Origin of the sequence: Kitasatospora sp. NPDC096128, assembly GCF_040303105.1 — a bacterium.
Classification (GTDB): Bacteria; Actinomycetota; Actinomycetes; order Streptomycetales; family Streptomycetaceae; genus Kitasatospora.
Genome location: NZ_JBEOSP010000064.1, coordinates 20,487 through 38,212 on the forward strand (window position 1 = coordinate 20,487; position 17,726 = coordinate 38,212).

A 17,726-nucleotide genomic window follows, 5' to 3' on the forward strand; every position below is an offset into this window, starting at 1 on the left:
CCCTCCCCGCGCCGCGGAACCCGAGGAGCACGCCGTGACCGGACCCGCGCCCACCAGCCCCTCCACCGGTCCCTCCACCGGCCCCGTCATCGTCGGCTTCGACGGCTCTCCCGAGAGCCTCACCGCCACCGGGTGGGCCGCCCACGAGGCGCAGCGCCGCGGCCTCCCGCTCGAAGTCCTGGAGGCCTGGCCCCTGCCCAAGCGGGACGTGGTCGGCAGCGACCAGACCTACCATCGCGCCCTGGCCCACCTCGCCGAGCGCGAGTCCGCGCTCGCCGCCCTGACGCCCGGCCTCCCGGTCTCCTCCTCCGCCGTGTCCGCCGACCCGGTCGAGGCCCTGGAGGCCGCCTCGCACCGCGCCTCCGTGCTGGTGCTCGGCTCCCGCGGGCTGGGCACCCTGCGCGGCTTCCTGGTCGGCTCGGTCAGCCAGGAGGTGCTGCGCCGCGCGGCCTGTCCGGTGGTGCTGGTCCGCGCCGACCACGACGAGCCGGAGGGCGCCGTCACCGTCGGCCTCGACCTGGCCCACCCGGCCGAGGAGGTCCTGGCCTTCGCCTTCCACGCCGCCGCCCTGCGCTCGGCGCCGCTGCGGGTCGTCCACGTCTGGGCCCGGCCGGCCGGCAGCGAGTACATGGCCTTCGACGCCATCGGCGGGCTGGAGGGCGAAGTCGCCGGCGTCGAGCGGACCGGCCTCGCCGAGGTCCTGGACCCGCTGCGCGCCCGCCACCCCGAGGTCGAGGTGACCGCCGACCTGGTCCGCGGCAAGGCCGCGGTCGCACTCGTCGACGCGGCCGCCACCGCCCGTCTGCTGGTCATCGGCCGCCGCCTGCACCACCTGCCGCTGCGCCGGCACCACCTCGGGCCGGTCGCCCACGCTGCCATCCACCACGTCCACTGCCCGGTCGCCGTCGTCCCCTACGGCTGAACGCGGCGCACGGGGTGGCGACGCACCGCCGAGGGCGGCTGTCGCAGGGCCCGCTACCCGGCCTGACCCGGCTGACCCCACTGCGCCAGGTCAGACGCGAATCCTTCGCATTAGGCTGTCCCCATGAATGCCCGAGCGACCACACGCCCCGGCGGGCGCAGCGCCCGCGTCCAGCAGTCCGTGCACCAGGCGGTCCGTGACCTGGAGGCGGAGGTGGGGCGGGAGGCGCTGACCGTGCCGCTGATCGCGGCCCGTGCGGGGGTCACGCCGTCCACCGTCTACCGCCGCTGGGGGGACCTGCGGGAACTGCTGTCCGACGTGGCCGTCGAGCGGCTGCGCCCCGACGCCCCCCCGGCCGACCACGGCGGCCTGCGGGCGGACTTGGCGGCGTGGACCGTGCAGTTCGCCGAGGAGATGGACTCGACGGCGGGTCGCACGTACATCCGCGACGCCCTGCTGGGCGACCCCGAGCAGGGCAACGCGGCGCGCTGCTCCGACTACGCAGCCGAGCAGTTGAGGGCCGTGTGCGTGCGCGCGGCCGGGCGCGGGGAGGCCGTGCCGGAGCTGGAGGCGCTGCTGGACGTGCTGGTCGCCCCGCTGATGTACCGGATCCTGTTCCGCCCCTCGGACCTGTCCCAGGCGTACACCGACCGCTTGGTGGCGGCGGCGCTGGGCCGTGCCGGGTCCTCTTCGGGGAGCTAAAAGCTAAAGGTTTGCGTTTTGGTGGATCGTCGACCTAGAGTGCTTAATGCAAAGCATTCGCCTCAACGCGCTCACGCGCCGCCTCCGCGGGCGCCGGCGCCACCGAAGGGGTCCACCGATGAGCAGCGCAGCCCCCCGCCCGAGCGCCCCCGCCACCAGCACCGGCTGGAGCCTCGGCGACATCCTCGTGCACCGGATCGACGAGATCGAACTCCCCCGCCACACCGGGCCGTGGCTGCTGCCGGACGCCACCAAGGAGGTGCTGGACGAGGCCGCGTGGCTGCGCCCCGACTTCGCCGACGCCGAGGTCCCGCGGCTGGCGAGCCACAGCTTCGCGGTGGAGGCCGGCGGACTGCGCATCGTCGTGGACACCGGCATCGGCAACGGCAAGTCCCGGGCCAACCCGGCCTGGGACGGCCTCGACACCGACTTCCTGGAGCGGCTGACGGCGGCGGGCTTCACGCCCGAGTCCGTGGACCTGGTGATCACCACCCACCTGCACACCGACCACGTCGGCTGGAACACCCGCCTCGCGGGCGGGGACTGGATCCCCACCTTCCCCAACGCCCGCTACCTCACCAGCCGCACCGAGTGGGACCACTGGGCCGCCACCGAGCTCGACGAGGCCCGCACCCGGATGTTCCGCGACTCCGTCGACCCGGTCCGCGACGCCGGACAGTACGACCCCGTGGCGGTGCCCGAGCAGGGCCGTGAGGTGGCGCCGGGCGTCCTGCTGGTCCCCGCCCCGGGCCACACCCCGGGCCAGGTCGCCGTCGAACTGCGCGGCGGCGACCGGCGGGCGCTGATCACCGGCGACAGCATCCACCACCCGGTACAGCTGTCCCACCCCCATGTGCACAGCTGCGTCGACATCGACTCCGCCGGGGCGATCCGCACCCGCGCCCGACTGCTGGACGGCCTGGCGGACACCGACACACTGCTGCTGGGCACCCACTTCCCGCGGCCCACGGCCGGCACCGTCCGCCGGGAGCACGGCCGCTACCGGCTGCTCGCCGAGCCCGGCGTCGGGATCCCCGGCACCCAGGCCTGACGCGAATCCTTGGCCTTAGTGCCTCAGATACTCCGCCGCCCCGCCCGCCGCCCAGCCCTCCGCCCAGCCAGGAGAAGGTCCATGACCACCTTCGAACTCACCCCGCCGGAAGCCGCCCGCTGGGCGGCCCGCGCCGGGCTCGTGCTGCCCGCCGAACGCCACGCCGCGGTCGCCGCGGTCGCCGACCACATCCACGGGGTCGTCGCGGTCCTGCGCGAGCTGGACTTCGCGGACGTCCCGCCCGCCGCCGCCTACCGGCCCACCCGTCACGCCGCCCACCCCGCCGGACAGGGACCGCACGATGCAGCCGTATGAGCTCTCCCTCACCGCCGCCGCGGACGCGATCCGCGCCCGGCGCCTCTCCCCCGTCGAACTGGTCGACTCCGTCCTCGCCCGCATCGAGGAGGTGGAACCGCACCTGGGCGCCTACGTCACCGTCACCGCGGAGCGGGCCCGGCGGGCGGCGGCGGAGGCCGCGCACGAAGCGGCGCGCGGCCGTTACCGGGGACCGCTGCACGGCATCCCGATGGGGCTCAAGGACCTGATCGACGTCGGCGGCCTGGCCACCACGGCCAGCTCCCGGGTCCGCGCCGACCACCGCGCGACGGCCGACAGCACGGTCGCCGCGCGTCTGACGGCGGCCGGCGCCGTCCTGGTCGGCAAGACCCACACCCATGAGTTCGCCTTCGGGCTGACCACTCCGCAGACCCGCAACGCCTGGGACCGCGGCCGGGTGGCCGGCGGTTCCAGCGGCGGCTCGGCGGTCGCCGTCGCGGCGGGCGCGGCGACCTTCGCGCTGGGCACCGACACCGGCGGGTCGATCCGGGTGCCCGCCGCGCTCAACGGGGCGGTCGGCCTCAAGCCGACCTACGGTCTCGTCCCCCGGCACGGCGTCACCTCCCTGTCCTGGTCGCTGGACCACGTCGGGCCGATCACCCGCACCGTCGAGGACGCGGCCCTGGTCCTGACCGCGCTGGCCGGACACGATCCGCGCGACCCCGCCTCGCTGTCCGTCCCCGCCGCGGACTACCGGCCGGGCGCCGACCCGGACCTGACGGGACTGCGCGTCGGCCTGCCGCGCAACTACTACTTCGACCACGTCGACCCGCAGGTGGCGGACGCCGTCCGGGCCGCCGTCGGGCAGTTGGAGGCCCTGGGCGCGCGGGTCGTCGAGGTCGACATCCCGATGACCCGCTACATCAAGGCCGTCCAGTGGGGCCTGATGGTGCCGGAGGCCGCGGCCTACCACGAGCGCAGCCTGCGCACCGTCCCCGAGCTGTACCAGGAGGACGTCCGCATCCTCCTGGAGGCCGGCGAGTTGATGAGCGCCGGGGACCACCTCCGCGCGCAGCGCGCCCGCACGCTCATGCGGGCCGAGTGGGAGCGGCTGCTGGAGCAGGTCGACGTGATCGCCGCCCCGAGCGTGCCGATGACCGCGGTCGGCGCCGACGAGACGACGGTCGACTGGCCGGACGGCACGGTCGAGGGCGTCTCCGACGCCTATGTGCGCCTCTCCGCCCCCGCCAACATCACCGGGGTGCCCGCCCTGACCGTTCCGGTCGGCCACGACCGGGCCGGCCTGCCGATCGGCCTGCAGCTGCTCGGCCGTCCCCTCGGCGAGCCGACGCTGCTGCGGGTCGGCCACGCCTACGAGCGGACCCGGCCGGCCCCGGAGCTCGCCGCGGTGGCCTGAGCACGGTGCACTCACGGACGGTGCACTCCCGGACGGTGGTGCCGGGGCGCTCCCCGCAGGGGGTGTCGGGCCAGTACCGTGTTGGCATACCTTCAGTACGTCAACGACAAGGAGCCACCGTGGCGCAGGGAGTACGGGCCCGGCAGCGGGAGCAGACCCGGGAGGCGCTGCTGCGCGAGAGCCGGCGGCTGTTCTCCACCCTGGGGTACGGCGCCGTGGGGCTGGCGGAGATCGTGGCGGCGGCCGGGGTGACCAAGGGCGCGCTGTACCACCACTTCGACAGCAAGGCCGAGTTGTTCCGCTCGGTGCTGGAGCAGGTGCAGCAGGAGGTGGCGGAGCGGATCGCCGTGACCGCGGACGCCCGGGAGGAGCCGTGGGAGCAGCTCGTGGCCGGGTGCGAGGCCTTCCTGAGCACCTCCACCGATCCCTCGGTCCAGCGCATCCTGCTGGTCGACGGGCCGGCCGTGCTGGGGTGGAGCGAGTGGCGGGCCATGAACGAGGCCACCTCCGGCCGGCACCTGGCCAGTGTGCTCACCGTACTGATCGCCGAGGGGACGATCCCGGCCCAGCCGGCCGCGCCGCTCACCCACCTGCTGTCGGGCGCGATGAACGAGGCGGCGCTGTGGCTGGCGGACTCGGGCGGGCCCGACGACCTGGCGGAGACCGTCCGGGCGCTCACCCGGCTGCTGGAGGCGCTGCGCGCGCGGTGACCCGCTCGGTGAGCCGCGCGGGGTGCCGCGCGGTGAGCTGCTCGGTGAGCTGCTCGGGGTGCCGTTCCGGGCGCCGGTCGGGGTGCCGGTCGGCGAGCCGGTCGCGGTGCGCGCAGGGGTAGCAACCGCCTTGGCCGCGGCGGATGTTGTTGAGCATCGGGGTGCCGATGTGGCCGCACCGGGTGCAGCGGCACCGCCACTGGTCGCGCACCCGGCCGGGGAAGGGCTCCAGCGGCTCCATGCCGATCGCGCGCATCTCCGCCTCGGCGGCAGCCGGGTCCACCGGGGCCCGGCCCGCGCAGCCGAGGCAACCGCCGCCGCCCGCACGGATCTTGAACAGCCGGGGGTGGACGGTCCGGCCGCAGGGCAGGTGCCGGCAGCGCCACCGCACCCTGGCTCCCGGGTAGGGGTCGAGTGGCTCGTACCCGGCCGCCCGCATGTCCGCCTCGGCCCGCTCCCGCCCTGCCGCGCGGCGCCGCCGGCCGGCGGCGGTGCGCCCGCACTGGCGGCAGCCGGCGCCGCGGCCGGTCCGCACCAGGGTGAAGGTGGGCGCGACGCGGTGGGCGCCGTCGGTACAGCGGGAGTTCCAGGCCACGTTCGCCCCGGGGTAGGGCTCCAGCGGCTCCAGTCCGGCCGCGCGCATCACCGCGACCGCCGTGTCGGGATCGATTCTTCCTGCCATGGCACCTCTCCCCTTGGGTCCCTCGCAGCTCTCGGTACGACGTCGAGGCGGACGCCGTTGGGGTCCACCACCGTCCGTCCGCCCCCGGTGTCCGCCTCCAGGACGATCCGCACCGCGCGCACCGGCCGCTTCCACTCCTCGGGCACCTCCGGGTGGGACGGGTCCACGAGGGTGAGTTCGACGGGCCGGGGGGCCGGGCGGCCGAGGACGAGACACCAGGGCGCCTCGCGTACCACCTCGAAGCCGAAGCACGCGTAGAACGCGCGGGTCTCGCCGAGGCGGGACGTACAGATCACCGGACGGAAGCTGGCCAGCATGGACGGCATCCCCATTCACGTACCAACGGTATGTCAACTGAACCTATTTGCGTACCATCGGTATGTCAACACGGTCGGTGGCGGCCCGTCCCGACCGCCGCCGGGCGACATCCGGACACGCACCGACGGCCGGTCCCGTCCCGGACCGGCCGTCGGGCCCCGCGGCCGCGCCTCCGACCGGCGCTATTCCACCGCGGCCGCCACCGGCTCGGCGGCGGCCTCCTCCTCCGCCCCGGCGCCCGCCGGCGGCGCCTTGACCACCAGCACCACCAGCACCGCGCTGGCCAGCGCCAGCACGGCCCCGATCCCGCCGATCACGTTCATGCCGTCGGTGAACGCGGCCCGGGCGGACTCCAGGAACGCCCCCGCCGCGTCGGCGGGCAGGTGCTCCGCCGCCTCCACCGCCCCGGCGAGCGTGCCGGCCGCCTCCTCCGGCACCGTGCCGGGCACGTCCACCCCTGCGCGGTACACGGCCGCACCGAGGCTGCCGAGCAGCGCCACGCCGAGCGCCATGCCCAGCTCGGTGCTGGTCTCCGAGATCGCCGAGGCCGAACCGGCCTGCTCCGGCGGGGCCGAACCGACCACGATGTCCGTGCCGAGGGCCACCAGCGGGCCGCCGCCCGCGTAGACGAAGGCGAAGCCGGTCACCACCTGGGCGATGCCGGAGGTGCTGTCGGCCGTCGCCAGCACGACGTGGCCCAGGGCCGACAGCACCAGGCCGGCCGCCACGACGTACGCGGGCCGCACCTTGGCCGCCGCGATCGGGGACACCATCGACGTGACGATCAGCGCGAAGGCCGCCGGCAGCAGGTAGAGGCCCGCCGTCATGGGCGACAGCTCGCCGACCAGCTGGAGGTACTGGGTGACGTACAAGTAGGTGCCGCCCGCCACCAGCATGCTGACCAGCAGGGTGGCCAGCGCGGTGCGAAAGGTCGGGCCGGCGAACAGCCGGAAGTCCAGCAGCGGGTCGGCCAGTGTGCGCTGGCGCCGGACGAAGACGCCGGCCACGGCCAGGCCCACGACCAGGGCGAGCGCCGGCACCAGGGCCGGGCCGCCCTTGGCGACCTCCTTGAGCCCGTAGATCACCGGCAGGATCGCCCCGAGCGACAGCAGCACGCTGGCCAGGTCGAGCCGGCCGACGTTCCCGTCCCGGTACTCCGGCAGCAGCACCGGGCCGGCGATCAGCAGCAGCGCCATGATCGGGATGGCCAGCAGGAAGACCGAGCCCCACCAGAAGTACTCCAGCATGGCGCCGCCGACCACCGGGCCGAGCGCGATGCCGACCGAGAACATGGTGACCCACACCGCGATGGCCATCCCGCGCTGGCGGGGGTCCGGGAACATCGTGGTGATCAGCGCGAGCGTGGAGGGCATCAGCGTCGCGCCCGCCACCCCGAGCGCCGCCCTGGCCGCGATCAGCGCGACCGGGTCGCTGGTGTACGCGGCGGCCACTGAGGCCACCCCGAAGGCGGCGGCGCCGATCAGCAGCAGCCGGCGCCGACCGATGCGGTCGCCGAGGGTGCCCATGGTGACCAGGAAGCCCGCGATCAGGAAGCCGTAGATGTCGATGATCCACAGCATCTGGGAGGCCGAGGGGGCCAGGGCCTCACTGATGTGCGGTACGGCCAGGTGCAGCACGCTCACGTCGATGGAGAGCAGGAGCGTGGGCAGCGCCAGGACGGCCAGCCCCAGCCACTGGCGTGGACCGGCCTGCTGGGGGGAGTCGGCGGTGGTGCTCAACGGGGTTCCTTTCCGGGAGTCCGGGGGTGTCCGGGGACTGCGTGGTGTCGAGGGGACGCGGGGCGTCGAGGGGGCGCGGGGCGTCGAGGGGACGCGGGGCGTCGAGGGCTTGTGAGGCAGGAGGCGGCGGTGCGACCAGGTGCCGGGCGACGGCCGCTGCGTTGGCCTGCTCGTAGAGATAGAAGTGGCCGCCGGGGAACATCAGCCGACGGAAGCCCGCCGTGGTCTCCAGCGACCACAGGTGCAGGCGGTCGGCGCGGACGACCGGGTCGTCCTCCGCGCCGAGGGCGAGGATCGGCACGCCCGTCCCGGCCGGCGGCCGTTCATGGGCCTCCATCGCCTCCAGGTCGGCGCGGATGGCGCGCAGGGCCGGCCCGAGCAGGTCGGGACGGGCCAGCAGCCCGGGTGCGATGCCGCCGATCTCCCTTAGATGGGCGAGGAGTTGGGCGTCGGTGCGCTGGTGCGCGGACGGCGGGCCGCCAGTGAAGCACGGGGGCTGGCGGGCCGAGACGGCGAGCAGCTCGGGCGGCAGGCCCTTGTGCTCCATGGCCCGGGTGAGCTCGTACCCGAGGACGCTGCCGAAGCTGTGCCCGATCACCGCGTACGGCAGCGGATCCGCTCCGGTCAGGTCGGCGAGCTCCCGGCTCAGCGCCCCGACCAGCGGCTCGATCCTGGTCGGCGGCTCCTCGCCGATGCGCGGCCCGCGGCCCGGCAGTTGGGCGGCCAGGAGCTCGACGTCGGCGGGCAGCACGTCCCGCCAGCCGCGGAAGGCCGACGGCCAGCCGCCGGCGTGCGGCAGCGCCACCACCCGTCGGCGCGGGCGCGGCCCGGGGCCCTTGGCGGGTGCTCCCAGGCGGGTCCACCAGTCACCCATCACCTTCCCCTTCCGTCTGCGGGTCGGCTGGGTCCGAACGGCCCGCGAACAGCGGGTGGTGGGCGCGCAAGTGGTCGACCACCCGCCGCTGGTGGGGTTGCAGCCGCTGGCCCGGCAGGTGTTCCAGCGAGTGCAGGAACGGATCGTCGGGGGCCGGCAGCCCGGCGAGCGCGCAGGCCGTGGCCAGCACCAACGTCGGCTGGTACCAGGCCGAGTAGCCGCCCTCGTGGGCCAACACGAGCCGCCCGTCCGCCAGTTCGTCCGCCAGTCGGCATACGGCCGAGGTCATGGCGTGGAAGGTGCGGCTGGTGCACAGCATCCGGCCCATCGGGTCGTGCCCGCCCGCGTCGACGCCGGCCGCGACCAGAATCAGGTCGGGGCGGAAGGCCCGGGCGGCGGGCGCCACCAGTTGCTCCACGACGGCGAGGTAGGCCTCGTGCCCGGAGCCCGCCGGCAGCGGCACGTTGAGCGTGGTCCCGGCGCCCGCGCCCGCGCCGGTCTCCAGGACGAGGCCGGACGCCGCCGGGAACAGCCCGTCCTGGTGGACGGAGACGTACAGCACGTCCGGGTCCTGGTAGAACACCCGCTGGAGGCCGTTGCCGTGGTGGACGTCCCAGTCCAGGACCAGCACCCGGCGCGCGCCGTGGCGCAGCGCGGTACGGGCCGCGACCGCCAGGTTGTTGTAGAGGCACAGCGCCATCGCCCGGTCGGGCTCCGCGTGGTGGCCGGGCGGGCGCACCAGGCAGTAGGCCCGGCCGAACCGCCCGTCCAGGACGGCCGTCACGGCCTGGGCGCAGGCCCCGGCGGCGAGCCGGGCGGCCCGCGCGCTGTGGTAGTTGACGGGCGCGTACACCCCGGCGTCGCCCGCGCCGGCCGCCGAGGCGGCCTCGACCCGTTCGAGGTGCTCCGGGGTGTGCACCAGCAGCAGGTCCTCGTCGGAGGCGGGTGCCGGGGTCACCGCGGTGAACCGCTCCAGGACTCCGGCCGCCCGGACCAGGCCCTCCGCCCGGCGCAGGTCCGGGTCGACGGCGAACTGGCGCAGCGGCTCGATCCCGGGCCCCACCGGCAGGTAGCCGGCGCCGGGCCCGGGGTCGTGCCAGAAGCACAACTCATGGCTGTACCAGCCGAGTTCGTGAACGCTCACGCGGCGGACGCGCCCAGCGGGGCCCGACTCACGCCGGAGACCCCCTCGATGTACGCCAGGTAGTGCTCGCGCTCCTCGTCCGGGGTGCGCTTGGTGCGGAAGGTGGTCTCCAGCAGCTCCAGCACCTCGCCCGCCTCGGCCGGGGTGATCGGGCGGGCGCCGATCCGCTTCTCGGCGGCGCGGATCCGGGCGGCCGGCTCGACCACGCCCCGGGCGTGCTCCTGCGGGTCGGTGGCGTGGTTGCGGGTGACGGCGATGGCCTTCAGGACGGCCGAGAAGAACGCCTCGGTGTCGGGTGCGGCGGTCATGGGCTCCCCTCCGGGATGCGGTGTGTGGCTGTACGGGTGGATGCACAGGTGGGTGTGCGGGTGGATGTACGGGTGGGTGTGCGGGTGGATGTACGGGTGGATGTACGGGTGGATGTACGGGTGGGTGTGCGGATCAGGGGATGAGGCCGCAGGCCCGGCCGGCACGCGCGAGCGTGGCGACCGCGGTGTCCAGGTCGGCCTCGGAGTGGGCGAGGTTGACGATCGTGCGCAGCCGGGGCAGGGTCCGCGGCACCGCCGGGTAGACGATCGGCTGCACGAACAACCCGTCGCGCTGGCACAACCGGGCCATGGCGCCCGCCTGTTCGGCGCTGCGGCAGATCACCGGCACCACCGGTGTCTCGCTGTGCAGGGTGTCGAAGCCGAGGGCGCGCAGCTGCTCGCGGTAGCGGGTGGTCCTGGCGCGCAGTTCCCGGGTGAGTTCGGGGGCCGCGGCCATCACCTCGATCGCGGCCTTGGCGGCGGCGACCTGGGCCGGGGTCGCGGCGGCGGAGAACATCCAGCCGCGCGCGTTGTTCTTCAGCGCGAAGACGAGGTCGCGCGAGCCGGCGACGTAACCGCCCGCGCTGGGCACGGTCTTGGACAAAGTGCCCATCTTGACGTCCACCCGGGCCGGGTCGAGGCCGAAGTGCTCGGTGATGCCGCGCCCGGTGTCGCCGAGGACGCCGAGGCTGTGCGCCTCGTCGACCATCAGCGGGGCGTCGTAGCGCTCGCACAGCTCGGTGATTCCGGGCAGGTCGGCGACGTCGCCGTCCATACTGAACACGGCGTCGGTGACCACCAGGCGGCCCCGGTCGCCCACCTTCTTCAGGGCGCGCTCCAGGTCGGCCAGGTCGTTGTGGGCGTAGGTGATCACCTCGGCGCCGGAGAGCCGGTAACCGTCGAGGATGCTGGCGTGGTTGTAGACGTCGCCGATGACCACGTCGCCCGCGCCGACCAGGGCGCCCACGGTGGCGACGTTGGCCAGGTACCCGCTGGAGAAGACGACGGCATCCTCGGCACCGAGGAAGTCGGCGACGGCCAGCTCCAGTTCGCGGTGCAGGTGGAGGGTGCCGGCCAGCAGGCGCACGCCGTGGGCGCCGGTGCCGTGGCGCTCCACCGCGTCGAGGACCTGCTGGTCGATGTAGTCGTGGCCGATCAGTCCGAGGTAGCTGTAGGAGGCGAAGTTGAGGTACCAGCGGCCGTCGAACCTGATCCGCGCACCCTCCGCGCGTTCGATCACGGGCTCGTAGAAGTACTCGTCCCTGGCGACGAGTTGGCGGTCCTCGGTGGAGAGCGCGTCGATCCGGCGCGCCAGGAAGGTGCCGCCGGGCGCGCCGGACAGCCGGCCGGGCAGGGTGCGCCGGGGCGTGCGGGTGCGCGGCGGGACAGGGGCGGGGGCGGGACGCGGCGCGGGCTCCGGTACGGGCGCCGCTTCGGGGGTCGGTTCGGGGGTCGGTTCGGGGCGCGGCGCCGGGTCCCGGTAGCGGTCCCAGTCGGGGACGAAGGCGTCGGCGGGCGCGGGAACGACGGGCTCGGGAAGGGGCGCGGGAACGGGCTCGGGCGCGGGAACGGGCTCGGGAACAGCGACGGCTGCAGCAGACGGCCGCGCACCGACTCCCTGACGCGGCAAGGACTCCAGGTGCCCCAGCAGGGCGCCGACGCCGCTGTGCTCGAAGAAGACCATCGGGTCGACGTCGAGCCCGGAGCCGGACAGCGCCGCGGCCAGCTCGACCGCCATCATCGAGTCGAGGCCCAGCTCCAGCAGGTCGTCCTCCCGGGCGACGTCGTCGACGTGGAGGATCGTGCGGACGGCGGCGGTGAGCGGCGGCCACAGCGTGCTCGCCGGTGTCGTGGTGGTCATGGGTGCCCCCTTCGCTCGGGCGGTGGCGGTCAGGACGTAGTGCGCGGGAGGACGGGAGAGGGCCGCGCGCAGCAGGGCGACGCCGCCGTCCGGAGTGAGGGCGGGGACGCCGTGGGCGGCGGCCCTGGGGGCGATGTGCTCGCCCATGCCGACGTTCCACAGCCCCCAGCCGAGGCTGTACCAGGGCTCGCCGGCCGCGCGGCGGCGGGCCGCGTAGCCGTCCAGGTAGGCGTTGGCGGCGGCGTAGGCGCTCTGGCCGAGGTTGGCGCGCACGGCCGCGACGGAGGAGAACAGCGCGACGAAGCCGGGCGGGTCGTGCCGGGCCGCCAGCTCGGCGAGGGCGTGCACCCCGCCGATCTTGGGGTCGAGCACCTCCCCGATCTGCGCCGGGGTCAGGCCCCGGGCCAGGCCGTCGCGCAGCACTCCGGCGGCGTGCAGGAGGCCGTCGTAGCGCGCGGCACCGGCCAGCCGCCCGGGCAGCTCGCGGACGTCGGCGGCCACGGTCTCCAGCTCGCACCGGGCGGCGAGCCGGTCGAGGCGCCGCCGGACCTCGCCGGCGCCCGGGGCGCCGCGGCCCACCAGGGTGAGGTGGGCGCAGCCCTCCTCGGCCAGGAACTCGGCGACGCGCAGGCCGATGGCGCCCAGGCCGCCGGTGATGAGGAAGCGTCCGCCGCGCAGCCGCGGGGGCCGGGCCGCGGCGGAGCGGTCGGGTGCGACCACCGGCGCGTACCAGCTGCCGGCCCGCCGGGCCAGGTCCGGCTCGGCGTACCGGGGTGGCACCGTGGGCTCGCCCGGTTCCAGGTCGACCAGGCGCACGGCGGTGCGCGGGTGCTCCGCGCGCAGGGTGCGGGCCAGCGCCCAGAGTGCGGTCATGAGGGGGTCGACGGGCTCGCCCCCGGTGAGGTCGTGGGCCCCCGTGGTGACGATCAGCAGGTCGGGCATCGGCGGCCGGGCGGCCAGGCGGCGCACCAGGGTGAAGACGCCCTGGAGGGCCCGCGCCGCCCCGTCCGCCCCCGCGACCCCCCGGGGCGCCAGGTACACCACCTCGTGGACGGGGTGCTCGGCGAGGACGGCGTCGACCCGTTCCCGCGTCAGCTCCTCCGGCGCCATCCGGGCGACGGGCGGGGTGGCCGGCGGCGGGGTGGCCGGCGGGGCGATCAGCAGCACCGCCCGGTCGGCGGCCCGGGGCGCGGGGACCGGCTCGGTCCGCCGCCACCCGGGCACCTCGATCAGTCCGACGGCGGGCGCGGGCACCCGGGGCGCGGGCACCCGGCCGGCCGCTGCCGCGGCCTTGAGGGTGATGCGCTCCAGTTCCAGCAGGACCTCCCCCTGCTGGTTGCAGACGGTCGCCCGCCCGCGCACCGCACCGGCCGTGACGCCCGCACCGCCCGGCGGCGCCGGTTCGAGTTCGACCAGCGCCAGCACCGTCCCGGTGATCCGGCGGCGGGCGGTGAGCCGGCCGACGTACCAGGGCAGGCACGCCCCGGCCGCTCCCCCGTCGAGCAGCCCGAGCAGCTGGAACACCCCGTCGAGCAGCGGCGGCGGCACGAAGGACGCCGCGCCCGGGTCGTCCTCGGCCGTGCGCAGCACCGCCGCGATCCGCCCGGGCCCGCGCTGCGCGGAGCGGACCACCCGGTAGGCGGGCCCGTACCCGATGCCGCTGGCGCGCCGCCAGGCGTCCAGTTCGGCGAGCGGGACGGCGTCCGGGCAGCCTGCCCGCAGGGCGACGGTGTCGAGGTGGCGCGGCGGTGCCAGCGGCGTGCCGTGCGCGCGGGCGGTGCTGTACGCGGTCGGTGCGGTCGGCGCCCCGGTGCCCGCGCTGTGCAGGGCGCACCGCCCGTCCTCGCCCGTCACCACCGCCAGGTCGACCTGCGGGCCGTCGACCCGCAGCGGCGCGCGGAAGGCGAGCTGCTCCAGCGTCCAGGAGCGGCCCGGCCGTCGGGCGTCCAGGGCGCACAGCAGCGCGTCCGCCTGGACGGCGGCGGCGAGCACGGGGTGCTCCCCGATCCGGTGGTCGGCCACCACCGGATCGGCCGCGTCGAGGGTGAGCGTCGGCGCGCTCATGTGCGCAGGCCGAATCGCCCGGTGGCCTTCACCAGGCCGTTGACCTGGATGTCGACCCGGTGCTCGCCCGGGTAGTAGCTGCGGGTCTGCACCTCCTTGACGGGATGGGGCTTGCGCAGGCTGCGCCGTTCGCCGGGGCCGAGTTCCAGGGTGGTGAGCTTGAAGACCTTCGGGATGCTGCGGCCGCTCTTGCGAACGTGGTGGACGACGTAGTCGACGGTCACGCTGTGGCTGCGGGTGTCGGTGTTCTCGACCTCGAACTCGACGAGGACGGTCTCCCCGACGGTCAGCTCGCCCGGTGTGACGCTCAGCCGCGGCACCCGGACGTGCTCGCCGCCGGTGGCGCCGAGGGCGGCCAGGGCCTGCTGGTCGCCGTTCTTCACCAGGGTCCGCAGTCCGTGCTTGACGATCCAGGCGGTCTCGGGGGTGGGGCTCTGCTCCAGCCAGCGCAGGGCGGTGTCGAGGGCCTGCTGCGGGTTGTCCTTGGAGATGTCGTTCAGGTTGTTCGCGACGGACTTGCGGACGTACTCGGAGGGGTCGCTGCGCAGCGGTTCGAGGACCTCCAGGACGGGTCGTGGGTCCTTGACGAAGACGCCCAGGGTGCGGGCCCAGGGCAGCCGCGGGCGCACGCCCTCGCTGGCGAGGCGCCGCACGTTGTGGCTGGGGCTGAGCGCCCACTCGGTGACCTTCAGCATGGTCTGCGCGTGGTGCTGTTCGAGGTAGGGCCGGATCGCGTACTCGCCGGTGTGCCGCCGGGTGATCTCCTCGATGGCGTCGAGCGAGGGCTCCGGGTGGTCGAGTCCGTACTCCTCGACGAACCTGGCCACCGGCATCAGGTACCAGCTGGCGTTGAACATCCCCTCGCCTTCGGCGAGTTCGTCGCCGAGGACGGTCAGCAGCAGGGGCAGGGCGGCGGGGTAGCCGGCGGGCAACCGGGTACGCAGGCCCTCGGCCAGGACCAGGACGCGGTCCTTCAACTCCTTTCCCACCACCCGCCGTTCGACCTCGGCCGCATAGCCGTCGACGTCGAAGCCGGGGTGGGCGGCGCGGATCCTGCCTCCGATCAGGCGGGCCGCCTCGCCGTTGAAGTGTCGCTTGAGTCCGTACTCGCTAGCCATGGTGCTCGGGCCTCTTCGTGTGCTCGTCGGGGTTGCCTGCGGCCGCGGTGATCCAGTACCGCTGCCGGCGGAAGGGATAGGTCGGGATGGTCGTGATCCGCTGGCCCTTGTCCTCGTGCAGGGCGCTCCAGCGCGGTTCGGCGCCGGTGCGGTCGTGGTGGGCCGCCAGGGCGGCGTGCAGCTGCGCCTGGTCGCCGCGGCCGCGTCGGAGGGTGGCGATCCACCCGGGGTGCTCGCCGGTGTACGCGGCCCGGGCTAGCGGGAGCAGCTGGGGCTGTGGGCCGATCTCCCACACCGCGTCCGGGCCGTCCTCGTTCAGGGCGGCCACCGCCTCGGCGAAGCGGACCGGGAGGCGGATGGCCCGGGCCCAGTACTGCGGGTCGGTCGCGCTCCCGGCGGTGTGCCGGGTCCCGGTGAGGGTGGAGACGAACGGCAGGACGGGCGGGGCGAGTTCGACGCCGGCCACCGCCTCCGCGAAGGGGGCCACCGCGCCGTCCATCTGCGCGCTGTGGAAGGCGTGGCTGACCGTCAGCGGCTGGACGCGCTCGGCGCGCTCGGCCCGCAGCCGCTCGACGGCCTCGGCCGGGCCGCTGACGGTGTGCAGGCGCGGCCCGTTGTAGGCGGCGATCTCCAGGCCCGGGTAGCGGGCGAGGGCGGCCGTGAGGGTGTCGGCGTCGGTGTGGACGACCGCCATCGCCCCGCCCCGGGGCTGGTCCTGCATCAGCCGGCCGCGCAGCGCGGTCAGCCGCAGCAGGTCGGGCAGGGCGAGCACGCCCGCGGCCCAGGCCGCCGTCAGCTCGCCCAGGCTGTGCCCGGCGACCGCGTCGGGCCGCACGCCCGCCGCCGCCAGCCAGCGGACCAGGGCGACCTGCACGCTCACGATGCCGATCTGGGCGTAGCGGGTCTCGTCCAGCAGGTGGCGGGCGTCGCCGTGGAGCAGGTCGAGCAGCGCGACGCCGGTGTGCGGGGCGAGCAGTTCGGCGCACTCGTCCAGCGCCTCGCGGAAGCGCGGCTCGGTGGCGTACAGGCCCTCGCCCATGCCGGGGTACTGCGAGCCCTGCCCGGTGAACAGGAACGCGGTGCGGGCTGGGCCGCCGGGGTGCCGGGCCGCCGGGGCGCTCCCGTCGGCGACGGCGGCGAGCCGGGCGGCCAGCTCGGCCGGGGTGCCGCCGTGCACGGTGACGCGGTGGCGGTGCGCGGCCCGCGCGGTGTTCGCGGTCCGGGCGAAGTCGCCGAGCCCGGCGGCCGGGAGGGCGGCCACCTGCCCGGCGTAGGCGGCGGCCAGGGCGCGCAGCGCGGGCTCGCTCGCCGCGCCGATCCGCAGCAGGTGGCTGTCCTGGGCGAGCGGTGCGGGAGCGGGGGCGGCCGGCGCCTCCTCGACGATCACATGGGCGTTGACCCCGCCCATCCCGAAGGCGCTGACGGCGGCCCGGCGCGGTCGCTCCCCGCGCGGCCAGGGGCTCGCCCGGTCGACCAGGTGGAACGGGGTGGCCTCGAAGCGGATGTGGTCGTTGGGCCGGGTGACGTGCAGGGTGGGCCACAACTGCTCGTGCTCCAGGCCCAGCAGGACCTTGACCAGGCCGGCCAGGCCGGCGGCGGGCTCCAGGTGGCCGACGTTGGACTTCAGCGAACCGAGCGCGCAGTACTGGGCGCGGTCGGTGTGCTCGCGCCAGGCCCTGGTCAGCCCGTCCACCTCGATCGGGTCGCCCAGCCGGGTGCCGGTGCCGTGCGCCTCGACCAGGTCGATGGTCTCCGGGGAGACCTCGGCGTCCCGCAGGGCCGCGGCGACGACGTCCCGCTGGGCGGCCGGGCTGGGCGCGGAGTAGCGGGTGGTGCGGCCGCCGTGGTTGACCGCCGTGCCCCGGACCAGCCCGCGCACCCGGTCGCCGTCCCGCTCGGCGTCCGCATGGCGGCGCAGCACCACGGCGACGGCGCCCTCGCCGGGCACGAAGCCGTCGGCACCGTCGTCGAAGGAGCGGCAGCGGTGCCGGGGCGACAGGGCCATCAGCTCGCCCATGGAGCGGAAGTACTCGGGGCTGATGGCGGCGTGCACGGCGCCGATCACCGCCGTGTCGACGTCCCCGGAGCGCAGGTGCTGCACGGCGGTGTGCAGGGCGACCAGGGAGGAGGAGCAGAGGGTGTTGACCAGGGTGCTGGGGCCGTGCCAGTCCATCAGGTAGGACAGCCGGTTGGCGATCATCGCCTCCAGGCCGAGCCCGCGCCCGTCGGCGATGCCGTGGCGCACCCGCTCCTCGTGGTAGTGGTCGTGGCTGTAGGCGATCCACAGCCCGGTGGTGGCACCCTCGGCCCGGGCGCCGGCGCGGCCGCCGTCCTCCAGGGCCTCCCAGATCGTTTCGTAGACGATCCGGGCCTGGGGGTCGATCAGCGGCGCCTCCCGGGGCGAGATCCGGAACGGGGCGGGGTCGAACTCGTCCACCCGGTCGAGCGCCGTGACTGTCGACCAGGGTCAGCTCGTCGAACGGCAGCTCGCCGTCCAGCACCCGGCGGGCGCGCTCGGCGTCCAGTTCGCCGGTCCAGTG

Annotated in this window: 15 protein-coding genes; 6 read left to right on the top strand and 9 right to left on the bottom strand. The window is 75.4% G+C overall.

Annotated elements, in window-relative coordinates; translation table 11 throughout:
• Positions 1-34: 34 nt before the first annotated feature.
• The 6 genes from ABTY61_RS38435 (at position 35) to ABTY61_RS38460 (ending at position 5,078) form a co-directional block, all read left to right on the top strand.
• Positions 35-922 (top strand): universal stress protein, encoded by an 888-nt coding sequence (locus ABTY61_RS38435; RefSeq protein WP_350509851.1) that lies wholly within the window; start codon positions 35-37, stop codon positions 920-922.
• A gap of 123 nt (positions 923-1,045) precedes the next feature.
• Entirely contained in the window at positions 1,046-1,624 is a 579-nt protein-coding gene (locus ABTY61_RS38440) for a TetR/AcrR family transcriptional regulator (protein WP_350509852.1), read from the top strand.
• Between the two features lie 118 nt (positions 1,625-1,742).
• On the top strand, positions 1,743-2,675 hold the full coding sequence (locus ABTY61_RS38445; protein ID WP_350509853.1) for an MBL fold metallo-hydrolase: 933 nt from the start codon (positions 1,743-1,745) through the stop codon (positions 2,673-2,675).
• Positions 2,676-2,756: 81 nt separating this feature from the next.
• The gene (locus ABTY61_RS38450) at positions 2,757-2,990 is read left to right on the top strand and encodes a hypothetical protein (RefSeq protein ID WP_350509854.1); all 234 of its coding nucleotides are present in this window, start codon (positions 2,757-2,759) and stop codon (positions 2,988-2,990) included.
• On the top strand, positions 2,977-4,368 hold the full coding sequence (locus tag ABTY61_RS38455) for an amidase (RefSeq protein ID WP_350509855.1): 1,392 nt from the start codon (positions 2,977-2,979) through the stop codon (positions 4,366-4,368). Before ABTY61_RS38450 ends, ABTY61_RS38455 begins: the two co-directional genes overlap by 14 nt.
• 119 nt (positions 4,369-4,487) lie before the next feature.
• On the top strand, positions 4,488-5,078 hold the full coding sequence (locus ABTY61_RS38460; RefSeq protein ID WP_350509856.1) for a TetR/AcrR family transcriptional regulator: 591 nt from the start codon (positions 4,488-4,490) through the stop codon (positions 5,076-5,078).
• On the opposite strand, the gene ABTY61_RS38465 is transcribed toward ABTY61_RS38460, so the two are convergent.
• The 9 genes from ABTY61_RS38465 to ABTY61_RS38505 all read right to left on the bottom strand — a co-directional run bounded on the left by ABTY61_RS38465 (position 5,044) and on the right by ABTY61_RS38505 (position 17,623).
• Positions 5,044-5,760, bottom strand: a complete 717-nt coding sequence (locus ABTY61_RS38465) for a hypothetical protein (protein ID WP_350509857.1) — start codon at positions 5,758-5,760, stop codon at positions 5,044-5,046. The two genes, ABTY61_RS38460 and ABTY61_RS38465, sit on opposite strands and share 35 nt — an antisense overlap.
• Positions 5,721-6,077: a VOC family protein gene (locus ABTY61_RS38470; protein ID WP_350509858.1), complete on the bottom strand. Its 357-nt coding sequence runs from the start codon at positions 6,075-6,077 to the stop codon at positions 5,721-5,723. The genes ABTY61_RS38465 and ABTY61_RS38470 overlap by 40 nt, the downstream gene beginning before the upstream one ends.
• Before the next feature lie 183 nt (positions 6,078-6,260).
• Positions 6,261-7,769: an MFS transporter gene (locus tag ABTY61_RS38475; RefSeq protein WP_350509868.1), complete on the bottom strand. Its 1,509-nt coding sequence runs from the start codon at positions 7,767-7,769 to the stop codon at positions 6,261-6,263.
• Positions 7,684-8,691 (bottom strand): thioesterase II family protein, encoded by a 1,008-nt coding sequence (locus ABTY61_RS38480; RefSeq protein WP_350509859.1) that lies wholly within the window; start codon positions 8,689-8,691, stop codon positions 7,684-7,686. Before ABTY61_RS38480 ends, ABTY61_RS38475 begins: the two co-directional genes overlap by 86 nt.
• The gene (locus ABTY61_RS38485) at positions 8,684-9,835 is read right to left on the bottom strand and encodes a class II histone deacetylase (protein WP_350509860.1); all 1,152 of its coding nucleotides are present in this window, start codon (positions 9,833-9,835) and stop codon (positions 8,684-8,686) included. Before ABTY61_RS38485 ends, ABTY61_RS38480 begins: the two co-directional genes overlap by 8 nt.
• Entirely contained in the window at positions 9,832-10,143 is a 312-nt protein-coding gene (locus tag ABTY61_RS38490) for a hypothetical protein (protein WP_350509861.1), read from the bottom strand. Before ABTY61_RS38490 ends, ABTY61_RS38485 begins: the two co-directional genes overlap by 4 nt.
• A 133-nt stretch (positions 10,144-10,276) precedes the next feature.
• Complete coding sequence (locus ABTY61_RS38495; RefSeq protein ID WP_350509862.1) at positions 10,277-14,068, bottom strand: bifunctional SDR family oxidoreductase/pyridoxal phosphate-dependent aminotransferase family protein; 3,792 nt, start codon at positions 14,066-14,068, stop codon at positions 10,277-10,279.
• Positions 14,065-15,186 carry a DNA alkylation repair protein gene (locus ABTY61_RS38500; protein WP_350509863.1) on the bottom strand — a complete coding sequence of 374 codons (1,122 nt, stop codon included), beginning with the start codon at positions 15,184-15,186 and terminating at the stop codon, positions 14,065-14,067. Before ABTY61_RS38500 ends, ABTY61_RS38495 begins: the two co-directional genes overlap by 4 nt.
• The gene (locus ABTY61_RS38505; protein ID WP_350509864.1) at positions 15,179-17,623 is read right to left on the bottom strand and encodes a type I polyketide synthase; all 2,445 of its coding nucleotides are present in this window, start codon (positions 17,621-17,623) and stop codon (positions 15,179-15,181) included. Before ABTY61_RS38505 ends, ABTY61_RS38500 begins: the two co-directional genes overlap by 8 nt.
• Positions 17,624-17,726: the final 103 nt, after the last annotated feature.